Source organism: Pseudoalteromonas sp. BZK2, assembly GCF_014349195.1.
In the GTDB taxonomy this organism is placed as follows: Bacteria; Pseudomonadota; Gammaproteobacteria; order Enterobacterales; family Alteromonadaceae; genus Pseudoalteromonas; species Pseudoalteromonas simplex.
In genome coordinates, this window is the sequence record NZ_JACSOG010000001.1 from 93,590 (window position 1) to 111,132 (window position 17,543).

At 40.6% G+C, this 17,543-nt stretch carries 17 protein-coding genes; 5 read left to right on the plus strand and 12 right to left on the minus strand.

Annotated elements, in window-relative coordinates; all coding sequences use genetic code 11:
- Positions 1-79 precede the first annotated feature (79 nt).
- Positions 80-1,201 (plus strand): S-(hydroxymethyl)glutathione dehydrogenase/class III alcohol dehydrogenase, encoded by a 1,122-nt coding sequence (locus BIZ38_RS00435; RefSeq protein WP_054551417.1) that lies wholly within the window; start codon positions 80-82, stop codon positions 1,199-1,201.
- Between the two features lie 54 nt (positions 1,202-1,255).
- Entirely contained in the window at positions 1,256-2,092 is an 837-nt protein-coding gene (gene fghA / locus BIZ38_RS00440) for an S-formylglutathione hydrolase (RefSeq protein ID WP_166340295.1), read from the plus strand.
- 14 nt (positions 2,093-2,106) lie between these two features.
- On the opposite strand, the gene BIZ38_RS00445 is transcribed toward fghA, so the two are convergent.
- The 3 genes from BIZ38_RS00445 to BIZ38_RS00455 form a co-directional block, all read right to left on the minus strand.
- The gene (locus tag BIZ38_RS00445) at positions 2,107-2,415 is read right to left on the minus strand and encodes a hypothetical protein (protein ID WP_166340297.1); all 309 of its coding nucleotides are present in this window, start codon (positions 2,413-2,415) and stop codon (positions 2,107-2,109) included.
- On the minus strand, positions 2,405-2,746 hold the full coding sequence (locus BIZ38_RS00450; protein WP_166340299.1) for a hypothetical protein: 342 nt from the start codon (positions 2,744-2,746) through the stop codon (positions 2,405-2,407). Before BIZ38_RS00450 ends, BIZ38_RS00445 begins: the two co-directional genes overlap by 11 nt.
- Before the next feature lie 75 nt (positions 2,747-2,821).
- Positions 2,822-4,315: a BCCT family transporter gene (locus BIZ38_RS00455; RefSeq protein WP_262387532.1), complete on the minus strand. Its 1,494-nt coding sequence runs from the start codon at positions 4,313-4,315 to the stop codon at positions 2,822-2,824.
- 227 nt (positions 4,316-4,542) lie between these two features.
- Between BIZ38_RS00455 and BIZ38_RS00460 the strand changes: the two genes are divergently transcribed.
- A complete protein-coding gene (locus BIZ38_RS00460) occupies positions 4,543-4,959 on the plus strand; it encodes an MgtC/SapB family protein (RefSeq protein WP_054561617.1) in 417 nt (138 codons plus the stop codon).
- A 4-nt stretch (positions 4,960-4,963) separates the two neighbouring features.
- Here the strand turns inward: BIZ38_RS00460 and BIZ38_RS00465 are convergent, their stop codons facing one another.
- Complete coding sequence (locus tag BIZ38_RS00465; protein ID WP_187489268.1) at positions 4,964-6,040, minus strand: energy transducer TonB; 1,077 nt, start codon at positions 6,038-6,040, stop codon at positions 4,964-4,966.
- A 101-nt stretch (positions 6,041-6,141) separates the two neighbouring features.
- Positions 6,142-8,040, minus strand: a complete 1,899-nt coding sequence (locus BIZ38_RS00470) for a beta-ketoacyl synthase (RefSeq protein ID WP_054551422.1) — start codon at positions 8,038-8,040, stop codon at positions 6,142-6,144.
- Between the two features lie 127 nt (positions 8,041-8,167).
- Here BIZ38_RS00470 and BIZ38_RS00475 point away from each other — a divergent pair, with 127 nt between their 5' ends.
- On the plus strand, positions 8,168-9,178 hold the full coding sequence (locus BIZ38_RS00475) for a GlxA family transcriptional regulator (RefSeq protein WP_138615863.1): 1,011 nt from the start codon (positions 8,168-8,170) through the stop codon (positions 9,176-9,178).
- Between the two features lie 117 nt (positions 9,179-9,295).
- Positions 9,296-10,495, plus strand: coding sequence for an ATP-binding protein (locus BIZ38_RS00480; RefSeq protein ID WP_187489269.1), 1,200 nt, complete (start codon positions 9,296-9,298; stop codon positions 10,493-10,495).
- Positions 10,496-10,505: 10 nt separating this feature from the next.
- Here the strand turns inward: BIZ38_RS00480 and BIZ38_RS00485 are convergent, their stop codons facing one another.
- The 7 genes from BIZ38_RS00485 to secD all read right to left on the minus strand — a co-directional run bounded on the left by BIZ38_RS00485 (position 10,506) and on the right by secD (position 17,517).
- A complete protein-coding gene (locus BIZ38_RS00485) occupies positions 10,506-10,976 on the minus strand; it encodes a GNAT family N-acetyltransferase (protein WP_316247559.1) in 471 nt (156 codons plus the stop codon).
- Positions 10,973-11,467: an MgtC/SapB family protein gene (locus tag BIZ38_RS00490; RefSeq protein ID WP_054551426.1), complete on the minus strand. Its 495-nt coding sequence runs from the start codon at positions 11,465-11,467 to the stop codon at positions 10,973-10,975. Before BIZ38_RS00490 ends, BIZ38_RS00485 begins: the two co-directional genes overlap by 4 nt.
- A gap of 30 nt (positions 11,468-11,497) precedes the next feature.
- On the minus strand, positions 11,498-12,601 hold the full coding sequence (locus tag BIZ38_RS00495; RefSeq protein WP_187489270.1) for a GNAT family N-acetyltransferase/peptidase C39 family protein: 1,104 nt from the start codon (positions 12,599-12,601) through the stop codon (positions 11,498-11,500).
- Positions 12,601-13,995: a RimK family protein gene (locus BIZ38_RS00500; protein WP_187489271.1), complete on the minus strand. Its 1,395-nt coding sequence runs from the start codon at positions 13,993-13,995 to the stop codon at positions 12,601-12,603. Before BIZ38_RS00500 ends, BIZ38_RS00495 begins: the two co-directional genes overlap by 1 nt.
- Before the next feature lie 240 nt (positions 13,996-14,235).
- Entirely contained in the window at positions 14,236-14,712 is a 477-nt protein-coding gene (locus tag BIZ38_RS00505; protein ID WP_054551429.1) for a transcription elongation factor GreAB, read from the minus strand.
- Positions 14,713-14,788: 76 nt separating this feature from the next.
- A complete protein-coding gene (gene secF, locus BIZ38_RS00510; protein WP_138600596.1) occupies positions 14,789-15,709 on the minus strand; it encodes a protein translocase subunit SecF in 921 nt (306 codons plus the stop codon).
- The gene (secD, locus tag BIZ38_RS00515) at positions 15,706-17,517 is read right to left on the minus strand and encodes a protein translocase subunit SecD (RefSeq protein WP_138600594.1); all 1,812 of its coding nucleotides are present in this window, start codon (positions 17,515-17,517) and stop codon (positions 15,706-15,708) included. The genes secF and secD overlap by 4 nt, the downstream gene beginning before the upstream one ends.
- Positions 17,518-17,543: the final 26 nt, after the last annotated feature.

Sequence of the window (17,543 nt, forward strand, 5' to 3'; positions counted from 1 at the left end):
ACGAAGATTATCATTCATTGAGAAACAAATAAAATAGACTAAGTTTAATACTTACTTCCAACAACTATAAGGGAACGTTATGACTGATTTTATCAAATCAAAAGCGGCTATCGCTTGGGGTCCAAATCAACCACTATCAATTGAAGAAGTGGATGTAATGATGCCTAAAAAAGGCGAAGTGCTGGTAAAGATTGTTGCTACAGGTGTTTGTCATACCGATGCATTTACTTTATCTGGTGAAGACCCTGAAGGTATTTTCCCAGCAATCCTTGGCCATGAAGGTGGCGGTATCGTTGAAGCCATCGGTGAAGGCGTAACACATGTTGAAGTAGGCGATCATGTTATTCCTCTTTACACTGCTGAATGTGGCGAGTGTAAAATGTGTAAATCGGGCAAAACAAATTTATGTTCTGCGGTACGTGAAACGCAAGGTAAAGGTTTAATGCCTGATGGCACAACGCGTTTCTATAAAGATGGTCAACCAATTTATCACTACATGGGTTGCTCTACCTTCTCTGAGTACACTGTATTACCAGAGATTTCACTTGCTAAGGTAAGCAAAGAAGCGCCGCTTGAAGAAATTTGTTTACTTGGTTGTGGTGTAACAACCGGTATGGGTGCTGTTACTAAAACAGCAAAAGTTCAAAAAGGCGATACCGTCGCTATTTTTGGTCTAGGCGGTATCGGTTTATCGGCGATTATCGGTGCGAAAATGGCGGGCGCAAGCCGTATTATTGGTGTTGATATCAATACCAGTAAGTTTGATCTTGCGACTAAACTAGGTGCAACTGATTTAGTCAATCCAAATGACTTCGACAAACCAATCCAAGAAGTTATCGTTGAAATGACTGATGGCGGTGTTGATTTCTCCTTTGAATGTATCGGTAATGTTAATGTAATGCGCTCAGCTCTTGAGTGTTGTCACAAAGGTTGGGGTGAATCGGTAATCATAGGTGTTGCAGGTGCAGGCCAAGAGATCTCAACACGACCATTCCAACTAGTAACAGGTCGTGTATGGCGCGGTAGTGCATTTGGTGGCGTTAAAGGTCGCTCAGAACTACCTGAAATTGTTGAGCGTTATATGAACGGTGAGTTTGCTTTAAATGATTTCATCACACACACCATGAAACTTGAAGATATCAATGAAGCTTTCGACTTAATGCACGAAGGTAAGAGCATCCGCTCAGTTATTCATTATTAATCTTTTATTTGGCGCTAGGTTGATACCTAGCGCTTTTGTTTCAAGGATATGGTTATGCTAGAAAACATAAGCTCAACAAAAGTCAGCGGTGGCTGGCATAAACAATATACCCACCAAGCGAGCAGCACGCATTGTGCTATGCGCTTTGCGATTTTTTTACCGCCCGGTGCCAGCGAAACCAACAAAGTACCCGTCATGTATTGGTTGTCAGGTTTAACCTGCACTGATGAAAATTTTATGCAAAAAGCCGGAGCATTTAAAAAAGCGGCTGAACTAGGTATTGCGATTGTCGCTCCAGATACTAGCCCGCGCGGTGAAAATGTGCCTGACGATGACAATTACGATTTTGGTCAAGGTGCTGGTTTTTATGTCAATGCGACTCAAGCGCCTTACAATGTGCACTACAACATGTACGACTATGTTGTTTCTGAGTTACCTGCACTTATCGAAGCGCACTTCCCTGTGACGACCAAAAAAGCCATCGCCGGTCATTCTATGGGTGGTCACGGCGCATTGATGATTGCACTTAAAAACCCTAAACAATACGTCAGCGCCAGTGCTTTTAGCCCGATAGTGAACCCGATTAATTGCCCTTGGGGTGAAAAAGCGTTCAGTAATTACCTAGGTAGTAATAAAGCAAGTTGGCTTGCATACGACAGCTGTGAATTAATGAAAAATGCCGTCACTGATGATTATTTACCCATGCGTATTGATCAAGGTGAGGCCGATAATTTCTTAGCTGAGCAACTCAAAACCGAGCACTTATTTGCTGTCGTGAACGAAAAAGATTACCCAGCCGAAATTAACATGCACGCGGGTTATGATCATAGTTACTTTTTTATCAGCAGCTTTATTGATGAACACCTAATGTTTCATCAAAAGTATCTGTGATTAATACTTAATTTTTAGTGTGAGGGCTTAGCTTCCTCACACTCTTTAATACTGCGTGTGATTTGCCTGCAAACTAATTGCGGTTGTTCTTCATTTGGTTTGAGTAAACCAATAACAGCGCTATCAATTTCGAAGCCTAACTTTGCGAATGAAAAGCCGTCGGCATCGGTTACAGTACTGTTAGTATGATTTGCATTTGTAGTTGCAAGATTTGTTGGTTGTGAGTTTTTTGCATAGCCATCGACTATTGACCCCGCCACTGTACACCCCACTAATTGGTAGCTAATTAAGCAAATAACAAGTTTTGAAAAGTTAATCTTCATTAAAACTATCCATTAATGTAGGTCTTTTTTTTGGCTCAGCTTTGACCTCAACACATTCCTTTACTGTGCGACTTATTTGGCGGCATTTAAGCTCAACGTCTTTGTCTTTACTACCGCTCTCCAAGCCTTCAATAATCGCTTTGTCGATTTCATAACCTAGCATCGTCATGGTCATACCATAGTTCACTCGGTCATTATCTTTTTTATCTGCATAGGCACTGGCAGGCTGTGCTTGGCTAGCACGCCCACCAATACCATCAGCAACTAGGCCAATTGCAGTACAGCCACTGAGCAAACTAACAGAAAGTAATAGATACAGAGATTTAAGCATTGGTCCTCCAATACACTTAAGCTTATTTTATAAGCATAATAACAAACGCGTAGTTTAACTGTAAAAAACTGTAAATTAATCACAAATATCGCGAATAAACTCTTTTAAAAACCCAACCAACTGCAATAGAAATATTAATAAGAAAGGTAAAGCGCCTAAAATTGCAACGCTACGATTTAACGGCTCATCTTGTAACATTAATAATGCAAAGCTGCATAGGAATAATGCTAAACACCATGCATAGAGGGTTACGCGGTTATTTTGCTCAGAGCTAACCAGTTCTCTTATGACTAATATTGCAGAGTCAGCGGATGTGGCAACAAATATCAACAGTAATAATAAGCTGGCCCAAATAAACACGGTTCCTTGCCAGTCTAGTTGATTAAAAAATACAAATAAGCCTTGGCTATAATCCTGTTTTATTGCGACTAAAATACCTGCTTGATTGAGTCTATCCCATTCAATTGCTGCCCCCGAAAAGGTCGCAAACCAAATTATAGTGACTAAAGTTGGAATACACACAACCGCCAAAATAAATTGCCAAACCTTGCGCCCCTGACTAATTTTGGCTAGGAACACACCAACAAATGGCCCCCACGCTAACCACCAAAAGTAATAATTATATGTCCAATGAGTGGCCCAGTCAGGCGTTTTTAACTGGCTATCAAATTGCCAAGTGCCGGTTGCAAGCAACTGTAAATAGTAGCCAGTTCCATCAAATGCAATCTTTATAATAGGCTCAATTGGCACCACTAGTAGCAACCAAACAAGCAGACTAAATGCTAAAAGTACGTTAAATATACTCAGTGACTGTACCCCGCGTCGTAATCCAAATTTAACCGACAGCGAATAAATAACTGCTAACAAACAAACGATTAATGAACCTACTAATAAAGTTGAAGTAACCCCCAACTCAATTTCTACGCCTTTACTTATCAATAAAGTTGAATTAGCTATGGTGCCGACGACCCCAAAAAAAATAGCGATTACCGCAATTAACTTAACAATAAACGACACAGTAAATTTTGCAGACTTATCAAAGCGATTACCAAGCGCCGTTAAAACAGGGGCACAAATATCTCCTGATTTACCACTGTATTGCGTTAATCCCCCAAGCACGAGCGCAAATACTGCATAAAGTGCCCAAGCATGGGCGCCCCAATTAACCAAGGTTAAAGCGAGGCTACTAGCTAGTCTATCTGGGTATAAGCTTTGTTTAAGTGGAGGGTCGAGAGAATGTAATGCAGGCTCTGCTACGCCCCAAAAAACCAAACCAGATCCCATTCCTGCTGCAAACAACATGGCAAACCAACCAAAGTTTGAATACTCAACAACAGCGTGTTCGCCACCTACTTTACGGCTACCGAGTGGGCTAATGGCTAAAATAATGATGGCAAACAATAAAAAATTCACCAATAAGAAAAAGCTACTACCAGTCCATTTTAAAATCATTTGTACAAACGGCTGAACTTGCTCAGTGATAACATCAGGCAAAATCACAGCAATCAGTGCACCAAACATACACAGTGCAAGCGCGGTTTTTTCAAGAGAGGAGATGGAATGTTTCAATGTGAAGCCTATTTTGTCAGCGTGTTTAGCATACTGTTAGCATGGCTGAAATTCAAACAGCCAAAAGGCTGAAAAAATGACATAGCACTGCGTAAAAATCGCAAATTATAGCAAGCCCTACTTTTTAAAACCCGGCTACATGTCCCTATTTTCCTCATTTTATTCAATTTGTTGATCGGGTATTGAAATTGCAAAGCTATCATAATCTAGATAGCAAGGAACAAAGCATGGACTTTAATATTGATTGGTATGAAATTCTCGATAATTTAATTCACCTAGGCATTGCCTACTTACTTGCCCTTCCTATGGCATTTGATCGAGAAAAAACGAGTAATGGTGCAGGTCTTAGAACATTTCCATTAGTCGCTGTTGCATCTTGTGGTTATGCATTAGTGGGTATGTCTGTTTTAACAAGTTCAGAGGCAGAATCAAAAGTACTCGAAGGGATCATCACGGGTATTGGTTTTATTGGCGGTGGTGCCATTTTGAAGAATAAGAATTCAACGTATGGAACAGCCACAGCAGCCAGTATTTGGAACATGGGACTCATCGGCATTGCTGTGGCATTTAGTCGCTACGAAATCGCTTTTTTAATGGCGTTGATTAATTTCGTAACGCTAAGGTATGTTAAGCGCTTAAAGTAAACGATTAGCTAGCGTCATATTTAGAGTTAACGATGGCATAGCCAGTTTGTTTCACTTTAATCTCAGCAGGGTTTGCAGATTTAACTAATAAACCGCACCGTCTGCTTTGCTCATCAATAACGTATTTAACCGATTCACTCGCTTCAAGGTCAATGACTTGATCAGCACAGCGGATCTGTAATTTAGTGACATCGCTCGCGCCTTCAATTTTGATTGAACCGCGAGATAAAGATAAATATGACAGCTTATCTTTTGAAACATTGATTTGTGAATTAATCTGCGGTGTGCGCGCCAATAAGTCATCAATTTGCTTGATGGTGGCAAGTTTGTTTTCTTCTGAAAACTGTTTACCCTCGATATTATCTAACGCATAAATAGCATTGTAAGCAAGATTAAAATCGCCCTTAAAGCTGTACCATTGTAGCGCACTTTTAGCGACTAAATATTGTATATCCGTTGGCAACTTAGCTCGCAGTAAATAGGCTACAGACAACTGCTCATCAAAGCCAAACCATTGTTGTTGATGATAATAATATTGGCTTTTCAACCAAGCAAACAATGCCTGCTCAGAGGTGTTTTTAGTATGGTCTTTGTATAACTCAGCCAATGCTTGCTCAGCTTTATTAAACTCTTTTGCTTGTAGCATTTTATTGATTTCATCGTATTCATTAATGAAACCACGGCTCGCTTTATCATTTGAGTAACCATTAAAATACTTACCTACTTCAAATGAAAATAGGTAACCCCCTTCTACGGTTTTACCTTCTTTTGTAGCGGGTGCAAACTCTAAGTTGGTTAAGTATTTCTCTGCGTTTTCTTCGCTGCCGCGAGTATCAGATGCCATGATCACTTCAATATCTTTTGCCTTACCATGTGTATCAACCACATAAGACATTAATGCCCAACCTTCAAGGCGAGAGCCGTTATAACTACCTGGGTAACGTTTGTTTGAATTTTTAACAATGTAAGCTGATGTGGCGGCCTGTAAATCAACACCTAAGTCGTTGACATCTCGTGCTAAAGCCTGTGTTGGTAATGCGATAAGTGAACAAAGTGCTGCGAGTTTAGTGAATTTAATCATGACAATGGCTCCAATTCCCTTTGATAGGAACATTTATAGCACTAAAAAAGGCGCTTTAAAAGCGCCTTGCTGTCAAGAATGTGCTTAAACATGTCTTGAACTTAAAACATATCCTGATAAGGATTTGGTTTAGATAATAAAACTTTTTTATCAAAACCTGGGATTGTCATTGAATCTTCACTAATCTCAATGTCATTTTCATCAATTAAGCCATCACCAAAACGATAAATTAGCTCATATTGACCTAAATCTGCCTGTTGCTGATAGTCAGTTTGTGCTTGGACTACCTGAGTATGACGGTCATGATATTGCGCTATTACCGCATCACCGTGACGCCTTGCGAGCATTTTTAATGTAATTGCCGGTGATAAAACTGTCGCAGTAGCGTTATTGCCACCAAAGCCTTTTGAGTTAATGAAGGCAATATCCATTGCATCACATTGATAATGTTCAGTGCGAATATCTAAATGCTCGCTATAAACATCATCTGCCACTTTATCAATTGTGGTTATACCCGGCATAATATTGTGACTAAACACACCTAATGCCATAGCTAATTGGTCACCACTGGCAGGAGCTATAGTATGGCCAACATACGCTTTAGGTGCTGCAACCTTCCAATTATCAATTGCAAAAGTCTCTGCCACTTTATGATAGATCAGTGATTCTGTTACGCGGTTTTGTGGTGTACTTGAGCCGTGAGCTAAAATGAAACTACGCTTTTGTACTGCTTCTTGGCCAACAATACTGCTTGCTAGTGCAACAGATTTGGCCATCGTAATGTAGTTACCAGGGCCCGGAGCTGTAATTGATTTTTTAATGCCATCGGCATTTACAAACACATCTGCAACACTGCCTAACACATCTGCACCTAACTCTAATGCCAATGCATCATCCATTAATATAGCAACTTGTGCGCCTTCACCAATTGTAAAACCACAGTTTTCACCAAATGGACGGCTGGTACGGCGATGATCAACCACATCTGTATTATCAAGGCGCTTTAGGCCCTCTTCATTAGCAAGTGCGCTCATATTGCCAAAACCTTCAACGATTTCAGGTGTAATAGCACACTCAACAGACGCCACAATAGCTACACGCGTACGTCCTGCTTGAATATCGTTTACTGCTGCACGTAGGTTATATAAAAACGTGGCACATGCCCCTGATGTAGTAAAAGTTGTGCCCACATTGCCTGTTACATAAGCATTGATAAAGTCAGTCGACATGGTGTTTAAGCCAAGTGCAAGCTGTTTTGTACTCACACGGTCGCCCTGCTGACGCGCACGAATAAGTCCACCAAATCCTTCATCATCAACTTGACCAGCCACAGAAGCTGAGTAAGTGCCAATTTGATCAGGCTCAACGCTATTCATTACCTGCTGCCACGCCAGACCTGTCGAACGAATTGCATCGGTTGCGGCAAAGATAGTCGCTTGCAAGCCTCTTGGTTGATAACGGCTGTTATACATAGCCGAAGGTTCAAAACCTGTTGGTAATTGACCGGCCGCTTTAATTGGGTTATCGCGCGTACTGTCATGTTTAATAGCAAGATCAGCACTAATTGTAACTTTCACTTTTTTATCAGTTAATTCTTCAACCTGCCAAGCACTTGGTACTGGAGTTGGTAAATCACGGCGGCGCGTTTCAAAAACAATCTGCTGTTCATCAGACGCTGTTAACGTCATTTTTTGCTGCCATGGCGTTGCATCAACATCGAAGTGATTTTTTTCAATTTTACGAATAAGTGTACCAGCTAAAATTTGTTCACCGAACTTAGCTTCGATGTCTGATTCGGCAATGGTATTGCCGTCAGCATCTTTTAGTAAACCTTCAGTAAGGGTGACTAAGTTCATTAATGTCGCTAAGCCTAAGAATGTCTCCTGACGGGCTTTAGCGTCCAAGCTGTCTAACACGATACGACGATAACCTTGATGAAAAGAAGTGCGGCCAGCGGCATTAATACCACCCATACCGACAATAACGGGTAATGCTGTCATAAAAAACCTTGAGAAAACGTGTTATGAGAATTAAGCCAAGTTTAAATGGATTAATTAACACGCTTTATGCTTAAATAGCCAAATAACCTGCATAACAGGCCAAAAATAACTGGTCGGAGCAATTAGAGTGACGAAACTTCAACAAGTAAAAGCTATTGAAATTAGTATTTTGGTTTATCCCCATTTATTAATAACCAGTTTAACCCTGCCTATCGAAATGCTCAGAGCTGGCGAGGCCTTTGCTAAAAGCCATCGTCAGCAAAACGAATTTAAACCCTTAAACATCAATTTAGTTGCAAGTAGTCTAGAAGCGATCCCCAATCGTACTGGGCTTTCAATTATGCCCGATTGTGAAACCGTCACAGCGCCTGTAAGTGACTTAATTATCGTTCCTGGGATTTGGCGAAACCCGCGTCCAGTAGTAAGCAAACAAAAGAGTTTGGTGAACTGGCTTGGTGATTCTTGGCAGCAAGGCAGCCATATCATTGGTGTTGGCACAGGTAATTGTTTAGTTGCCGAAGCGGGATTACTAGATGGCCACCCTGCTACCACTCACTGGCACTACGCAGAACAATTTAAACGTGACTACCCTAAAGTACAGCTTAAGCCTGACTTTTTCATCACACAATCTGAGCGCATGTACACCGTTGCGAGTTTAAATGCCCTTGCCGATGTTATTGTGCATATTATTAGTCAATACTACGGCCGAGAAGCGGCGCAACATGTTGAGCGTAATTTCTCCCATGAAATTCGTAAACCCTACGAAGATCAGCGCTACCTTGAAGGTGCCGTTGATAAACACCCAGATGAGCTCATTGCACAAATTCAATTTTGGCTGAAAAACAATTTAACCTCAGAATTAACCCTGCAAGAAATTGCAGCGCAATTTAGTTTAAGCTACCGCACCTTTACGCGCCGCTTTCGCCAAGCCACCAGCCAAACTCCTGTTGAGTATTGGCAACAGCTTAGAGTACAAACTGCAAAAGAGTTATTAGCGTCTTCAAATTTATCTATTCAAGAAGTTGCCCTGGAAGTAGGTTATAACGACCAAGGTCACTTAACACGAGTTTTTAAGAAAGTGCTTTCGCAAACACCCAGTGAATATCGCACAGTTGTTAGACGAAAATTATTTGGCTAAAACTAAAGTATCTAAATATATTTCAGGCTAAGTCAGATTAATCATATTTAAGTTGCTGAATTCAAGATTATTACTATCCTTTGACTTGTTGTATTAGTAATTGAGTAAATTTGATAAATGTATCAGCCAAATTATGATGAGTTAGTGCAAAGTTGGAATAAAACGCTCGCTGTTTTAGCCCTGATTGCTGAAGTGCCCGTCGCATTAGTAATGAAAATAGAAAACAATATTATTAGTGTGTTTTCAAAAAACGATAACCAAGCAAATCCTTATGAAATTGGTGACAGCGAAGAGTTAGAAGATTCAGGCCTCTATTGCGAGCATGTCGTAAAAACGCAGAACTTACTGAATATTCCAAACGCACTTATTGATGATGATTGGAAAGAAAACCCTGATATCAAGTTGAATATGATTTCTTATTTGGGTTTACCAATCTGTGCTGGAGATACTACCCCATTTGGTACTATTTGTATCCTTGATAGTAAACCCCATGAATATAATGAGCCAATAATAAAGCTACTCGAAACCATTAAACAAAGCTTCGAGACGCAACTAAAATTATTACATCAGCAAAAACAAGCGTTTGAGCAGCAACAGTTTACTGAGCTCGAGACCTTAATTCGAGGCATTGCTCATGAGATTAATACTCCTTTAGGTAACTGTATTACAACCGTTGATGTAACCAAACTTGCCTTAAATGACACTAAATCCCTACTAGTAAAAAAACAATTAAGCCAACAAGCACTACAAAACACATTAGATACATTAGAGAACACTAATGAACTGCTAGATAGAAATTTAACCGCATGTGCACATAAAATACGAATTTTACAAGATTTGCTGTATACCAAATCACAATCTAGTAAAACTATCATTACCTTAGCTCAGCTTTCAGAATCACTTCAAGAACACTTTAAAGAGCAAATAAAATATCGTGCAATTAAATTAGACATTAATTATCAAAACCCACATAGCCAATTTGAAGTTGAAATAGAGCTACTCAAGCAAGTACTCATTATTTTGCTACAAAACTCAATGGAGCATGCGTTCAACAATATTGCAGACCCTGCTATAGAAATTAATATTTTTAATTTTGATGAGGTGTTAAAAATTCACTATAAAGATAACGGCAACGGTATCAGCAGCACTGAACTAAGCTCAATTTTCACCCCTTTTTTTAAAGGTAGCAGCAATCAATCAGGTTTAGGGCTAGGCCTGAGTATTGCGAAGAAAATAGTTAGCCAACAACTGCAAGGCGATATTTGTGTACAAGAAAGTGATGCAGGCGCCCATTTTTTAATTAGTTTGCCTAAGTAAGTTGATAAGTTTAAATGTCTTTCGTAAATAAAATCTTACTAGTTTGTTGGCTGCCTCTGTCTTCATAACCTACAATTGAATAGCCATTTTTGATAAGCAGACTCAGCATTGCAGGAAAACGGTTCATCGACTTAACCTTAATGGTTCGGTAATTGTTGGCTTTAACCCATGCTTCTTGCGCGTTTAATAAAGCCTGTGCAATGCCCTGCCCTCTACATTTTGGTGCAACCGCACCAAGCCAGCTATAGAAAGTGTTTGAATCTAACACATAACCCAGTTTGTAGGCCACAGGCTCATTATCGATATAAGCCACTAAAGCTAGGTGGTCAACATCTGCACACTGTGCTTGTAATTTACTGAGGGTATTTCGGCCATCAAACTCTGGTATTTGACTATCTATAAACAACAAATCTTCTAATCTAGCTGGGTTTATTACGTAAAGAGGCTCCATGAATAACTCTAATCTGATATCTAATGTCACTTTTCTTTTCGATAATACAACTTTGAGTAGCGTTTTACACGGGCATGCACACCACGACCTAGGCTCTTAAATTTAGCTTCAAGAACATCTACGCCATATAAAATCCCCACCACTAGCACTGATAGCTTTATCGCAGCGAGTAAGTTGTCAGTGGCAATGACAACACCAATTGATGCTAATACCCAAATCGTTGCAGCGGATGTTACACCAACAACCGCACCATCTTTTGCAAGCATCACCCCGGCACCCAAAAAGCCGATACCAGTAATGATCTGGCCAACGACACGTGAATGATCAATATCTTCACCATGTAACATAAACGCTGTTGATAGAAACAAATAAGTACCCAACACAATGAGCGCTGAAGTACGAATGCCCACAGGTTTGCCGCGTAATTGACGCTCCATACCAATAATTGCGCCGCAAAATGCGGCGCTACCTATTGCTGACCAAGAATAAGGAGCAATATCAAATAAACTACTTAGTGTCACTGCACTTCCAAATCAAACTAACAATCAAAATTATAAATAAAAGGCCATCGCAGTACTGAGACGCGATGAACCAAAACTAGCCATTTTAGTAAAATCGGCTTTAGCTATTGGCACATGCTGACAATCAATCGCCAATTGCTTTTCGTTCTCACAAAACGGGTCATGCACGTACAAGCAATGCTCATCAATATGGGTTACACACACCCAATGCGGTGACTTTTTACCATCAAATCGATAAGTGCTGATCAATAACACCACCGCTTTACCCTCAGCAAGCCAATCTTCAATGGAGGCCAAAGTTAACTCTTGATACCTCACTGGCAGCTTTGCAGCTATTGCTTCGGCTACAAATTGATTGTGTACGGTATGCAAAATGGCTTTTTTCTTTTCGCTTCTGACACCATCAATAAACAAGGTATCACGGGTATTTAAAACTACATCAGCTTTAAAACCACGTTTCATTGCAGCAAGTGCTAACCCTAGAGGATGACAACCGCCATGCCCTGAAGTCATGAAGATAGTCGTGGCTTCACGCCATATATCCAGCTCTTTGTGTTGGCTCATTGCGGTATCATTCAAGGATGACATTGCCATTAATAACGCCGCTGGGCCACAGGTAAATTCGGTAGTTTGCTGGTACCAAGGTGTGTGTTTATCGGCATTAAATTCGATATTACGACGAATGTTTTTTTGCATTCGATGGGCGTCACTATGGTCATCATAATAATCACTGTAATGACCAAACACCTGATAACCCAGTTTTTCATATAAGCGAATTGCTGATTGATTGTTTACCGCAACTTCTAAACGCATGTATAAACGGCCCCGTTTAGCCGTTTCATTTTCAAGCGCAAGCAGTAACTGTGAAGCAATCCCTTTGCCTTGCTGCGATTGCAAAACCGCCAGTGAATATAACCGAGCAAGGCGTGTCCCTTTGTGACACCACACTAAGCCATATCCAACTAGTTGATTATCTACCTCAGCCACCATCAATAAGCCGTGGCTTGCGCTGATCCAGCGTTTTAAACTACGGCTACTTAATCTATCTTGGCTAAAGCTTTGCTCTTCAATGGCGACAAGAGCCGTCAAATCCGTAGTATGTGCAAAGCGGAATTGACAAACAGATGCGTTCATTAACCGCGGCCTCGTGCTTCTAGGCGTTGTTTAAACTCATCCATAATGATCATATAAAGCTCATCACCTAAATAGGCATCTTCGACTTTATGGTCGATACTTGGGTTGTCATTCACTTCTAACACGTATGCTTTACCTTGATGCTCTTTAACATCAACACCATACAAACCTTTACCCACCGTTTTACAGGCTTTTAATGCTGCATCGAGGACCACTTTAGGTAGCTCAAAGGTAGGCAAGGTTTCAAAACCACCTGAGAAGAAGCGTTTTGCATCATGGTTGTAAATTTGCCAGTGATTACGCGCCATTAAATAACGACACGCATAAATTGCACGGCCATTTAACACCCCGACACGCCAGTCGTATTCGGTGTACATGTACTCTTGTGCAAGCACAAGTGCACTGAACTCAAACAGCTCTGTTAACTTAGCAACTAACTCATCACGAGTAGCAACTTTAAATACGCCTTTCGAAAAAGAGCCTTCTGGCATTTTTAATACCAGCGGAAAGCTAAAGTTTGCTTCTAAATTGTCAATTGTCTCTTCACTTGTATCAGCAACAACATGCGTTTTTAAACTCGGCACTTTTTGATAATTAAAGGCATCGTGCAAATACACTTTATTACAACAGCGTAGTATTGACTCAGCATCATCAATGACCACTAACCCTAAGCTTTGTGCTTTACTAGCTAAGCGATAAGTTGGATGGTCGATAGCCGTTGTTTGACGAATAAATAACGCATCAAATTGTGCAATATTGGTTATTTCATCAAATGTCAGTGCTTGAGCATAAATACCATGTTTAGCGGCTGCTTTAATGAATTTAGCAATGGCATCTTTATCACTTGGCGGCACTTTTTCTTGGTGATCAACCAAAATAGCCATATCCCAACGGTAACGACGTTTTTTATCGTGAATACGCCATACTGACTCTGTAAAACTACTGAGCTGTTTTACAAATTCTGTAAAGGCTTTGTCATCTAATGATGCAATCGCGCCTTGCTTAACAACTCCTTGCTCATCACACACTAAAATAGGTGCGGGATATTGTGAGAATAGTGCTTTGGTTGCTTTACTATGCTGCTCTTGAGCTGTATGGCCAAAAAATACAGTGCCACCAGCAAGTTCTTTATGACGCGAGCTGTGCTCATCGCTACGTAGCGCATTAATTGTTTTTACACTCGGTAATACCTGATGCTTTCTCGCTTCAGCAAGCAAAGAACAATAATAACCTTTACTTAAATACTGCCCTGTATCACACAAGTTTAAAATGCGCGTTTTTGGCTCATTATGTTTTGGATAATCACGTAAGTAGGTGTCAAAGGTAATGACATTTTCGAAATTTTGAGCAATACGTTGCTCATTGTTATCAACCACTATCAAGGTTTTAAACACGACTTTTCCTAAATTAAGTCTTATGAGAAAAATGAAAACACCCAACCAATTAAGTGAACGCATGAGGCTAAACTTCACTTAACTAGATGGGTGCTTGAAATACCAAAACACAATAATTGGTAATTAAGCGTATTGGTATAAGCCTTAAGCTTGATGTGATTTATAGAGGTTTTTTTGCTTTGTGACCAACGAGATATTTTTTACTTGAAGATGAAATTTACTGATTAAAAATACCAATAATTAAATTAACTGATCTATGCTGTACAGTTGTTTATTGCCAGCTATTGAGAGTTCAACTTCATCATCAAGGCTCTTTCCAATCAATTGCTTACCTAACGGCGCTTCTCGGGTTACAACATAAATAGGCTGCTCTTTTACGGTAACCACTAAGCCACCTGCACTTGGGCCCATAAAAAACCACTTTGCGTTATCTTGCTCATCGATAAGACACACTAATGCACCTTCACGAACCTTATTAAACTCGCTTTCTTTAAACACCGCATTGAATGCCTGAATATCACGGTAGCATTCATTAACTCGCTCAGCTTGCCCTTGGGCTAAATAAGCGGCTTCTAAACCCAAGGTATCGTATTGAGTTTCAGCAACACTTTCTTCGTGAGTTGCTGCATCATGGGCCGCTTTTGCCGCTGCTTTGGCGTTTTGCAGTTGTGCCTCTAGCGCAAAGCGTAAATGTTCAATTACGTGTGTTTTATTCATATCAAAGTAGCTAAAACAGAAAAGCCGCTATTCTATGGAAAAATAGCGGCTGATGAAAGTAAGTTATAAAACTGGCTTACGGCATATCCATATAGGCTTTAGTTTTATCATCCAGTGTTTGGGTGTAATTTTCTGAACTTAACCCCAATAACTGCGGCAAGGTCGCGGCGATACAAATCGATGAGAAGGTCCCTACCACAATACCCACAAATAACGCGATAGCAAAACCCGTTAATGCAGCCCCTGCAAGCAGCCAAATACAAGCAATGGTCGCAAGTGTTGTGCCTGAGGTGATCAATGTACGTGTTAAGGTAGAACCAATTGCATCGTTAATCACAACATGGGTATTTATGCGTTGATTGTCTGGCTGAATACGTAAAAGCTCTCTAACTCTGTCGCCAACAATAATTGAGTCATTCAATGAATAACCAATAATAGCCAGTAAACTCGCCAGCACGGTTAAATTAAACTCAAGCCCAAGTAAGGAAAATAAACCAAGCACTAAGATTAAATCATGTAACAGTGCAACCACTGAACCTACCGCGAGTCGCCATTCAAAGCGCACAGCAAGATAAACCATAATTGCAATCAGCGCTGCAAATAAAGCTAAACAACCTTGTTCAAAAAGCTCATCACCCACTTGTGAGCCTAAAAATGAGCTAGATAAAACGGTATAGTCTACCCCTTGCTCATTCAGCTCTGCTTGCCAAGTACTGGCTTTACTAACCTCTGGTGCTTCTCTTAAAACAAAGTGATATTCACCCGCTTTACTTATAGTTAATTTACTCGCAACCTCAGGGCTTAACTTTGCCTTTAAATCTGTAATTGTTGTGACTGACGCTGTGTTAATTTCCGTGATGTAGCCACCTGTAAAATCAAGACCAAAGTTTAGCCCTTTTACAGATAAAACAGTTAAGCTCGTAATGACTAAAACACAACTAAGCAATAATCCTAAAACGCGCGCTTTACTAGCTGCAGTTAATGTTGACCAACTCATGCTTTAGCCCCCGTTAAATTAGTTAGTTTAATGTAGAGTGTTTGGCTAAGCGCTTTCGAAATATAAACGCCAGTAAAGACACTAGTTAATAGCCCAAGCGCCAATGTGATTGCAAAGCCTTTCACCGGCCCATAACCAATGGCATATAAAATAATTGCCGTGATCATCGTAGTCACATTGGCATCAAAAATGGTCGAAAATGCTTGGTTGTAACCTTGCTCTATCGCTTGATAAGTAGGCCGGCCTTTACGCTTCTCTTCTTTTATTCGCTCAAAGATAATCACATTGGTATCAACTGCCATACCTATCGTCAGTACAAGCCCAGCAATACCCGGTAAGGTCAGCACAACCCCCGGTAATAACGACATTAAACCAACTAAAGCCGTTAGATTAAGCAATAAAGCAATATTGGCAATCAGCCCTAAGCGACGATACCAAAGCGCCATAAAGGCAAGGGTAATTCCGATACCCAGCATTAACGCTGCTAAACCATGTTCAATGTTTTCACTGCCTAAGCTTGGGCCTATGGTTTGTTCTTGAACAATTGTCACTGGCGCTGTGAGCGACCCAGCGCGTAGTAAAAGCGCTAGATCATAGGCTGCTTGCGGGCTTTTCATATTAGTAATGCTAAAACGAGAACTTAAATGCTGGGCAATGTTTGCCACATTGATCACTTCGCTTTTTTTCACAACGTCGCCATTTGCATCCCGCGAGTATTCAGAATACACCGTGGCCATAGGCTTACCTATGTTGTGCTTAGAAAATGCAGACATGGCATCGCCACCTTGCGAATCTAAACTAAGCTGCACTAAAGGCTTGCCCCATTCATCTTTGCCAACACTGGCATTATTAATGTGATCACCTGAAAAAATCGCAACAGGATTTAAATTAACAACGCCACCACCTTGCACATTAAACGCTTTACCACCTACTTCGACGACTTGGTAAAAATCGAGAGTCGCAGTTGCACCAATAATACGTTTCGCTTCTGATGGGTCTTGCACACCGGGTAACTCAATGCGAATACGCTGCTTACCTTGTCTTTGCGTTACCGCTTCTGTGATACCAAGCTCTTCAATGCGACCACGCAGGGTTGTTAAGCTTTGCGCCATAACTTGTTTATTAAATTCGCTTTGGCTTTGCTCATTAAAATGCAGTAATACCGTGGTTAGGTTATTCGTTGTTGATTTAGTTTGCATCAGGCCTTTAAATTGACCTTGTAACGTTGAAACAAGCCCTGCGAGTTGCTCCTCGCCGCTTGGTAAAATTTGTAGCTCAACCCCTTCTTTTACAATACTTGCCCGAATACCACGAATTTTGTCTTTACGAAGCGTTAATTTAGTTTGTTGATAGACACTGTTTAAGTGCTCTTGCATTGCTTTATCTAGGTCAACATCAAGCACAAATAACACCCCACCATTTAAGTCGAGTCCCAACTTAATCGGTGAAAGCCCAAGCTGTTGAAGCCATTGTGGGCTTGTCGCATGCTCAACAATTTTAGCCTCTAGCTGTGGGTATTGCGTTTTTATAAAGCTCAACGCATTGGCACTTTGAGTCGGTTCAGCTAATAAAATAGCCAGTTGTGCTTGGCTATCATTGGCTTCAGTCACTTCAAAACCATGTTGATTTAGTGCCGTTGTCACACTTTGCAGCGTCACAGTCTGATCTGGCAAGCTAATGTGCAACCAAGATTTGTTAGGGTAAAGGTTAGGTAGTGCGCTAACCGCTAATAAAATACACGCCGCTATCATAGCGACATAACTCATTTTTAGACGACGCCATAGCGCCGGCTTTGATTTATGTGACATACATGACTTCCTTCCGGCATTGTCAG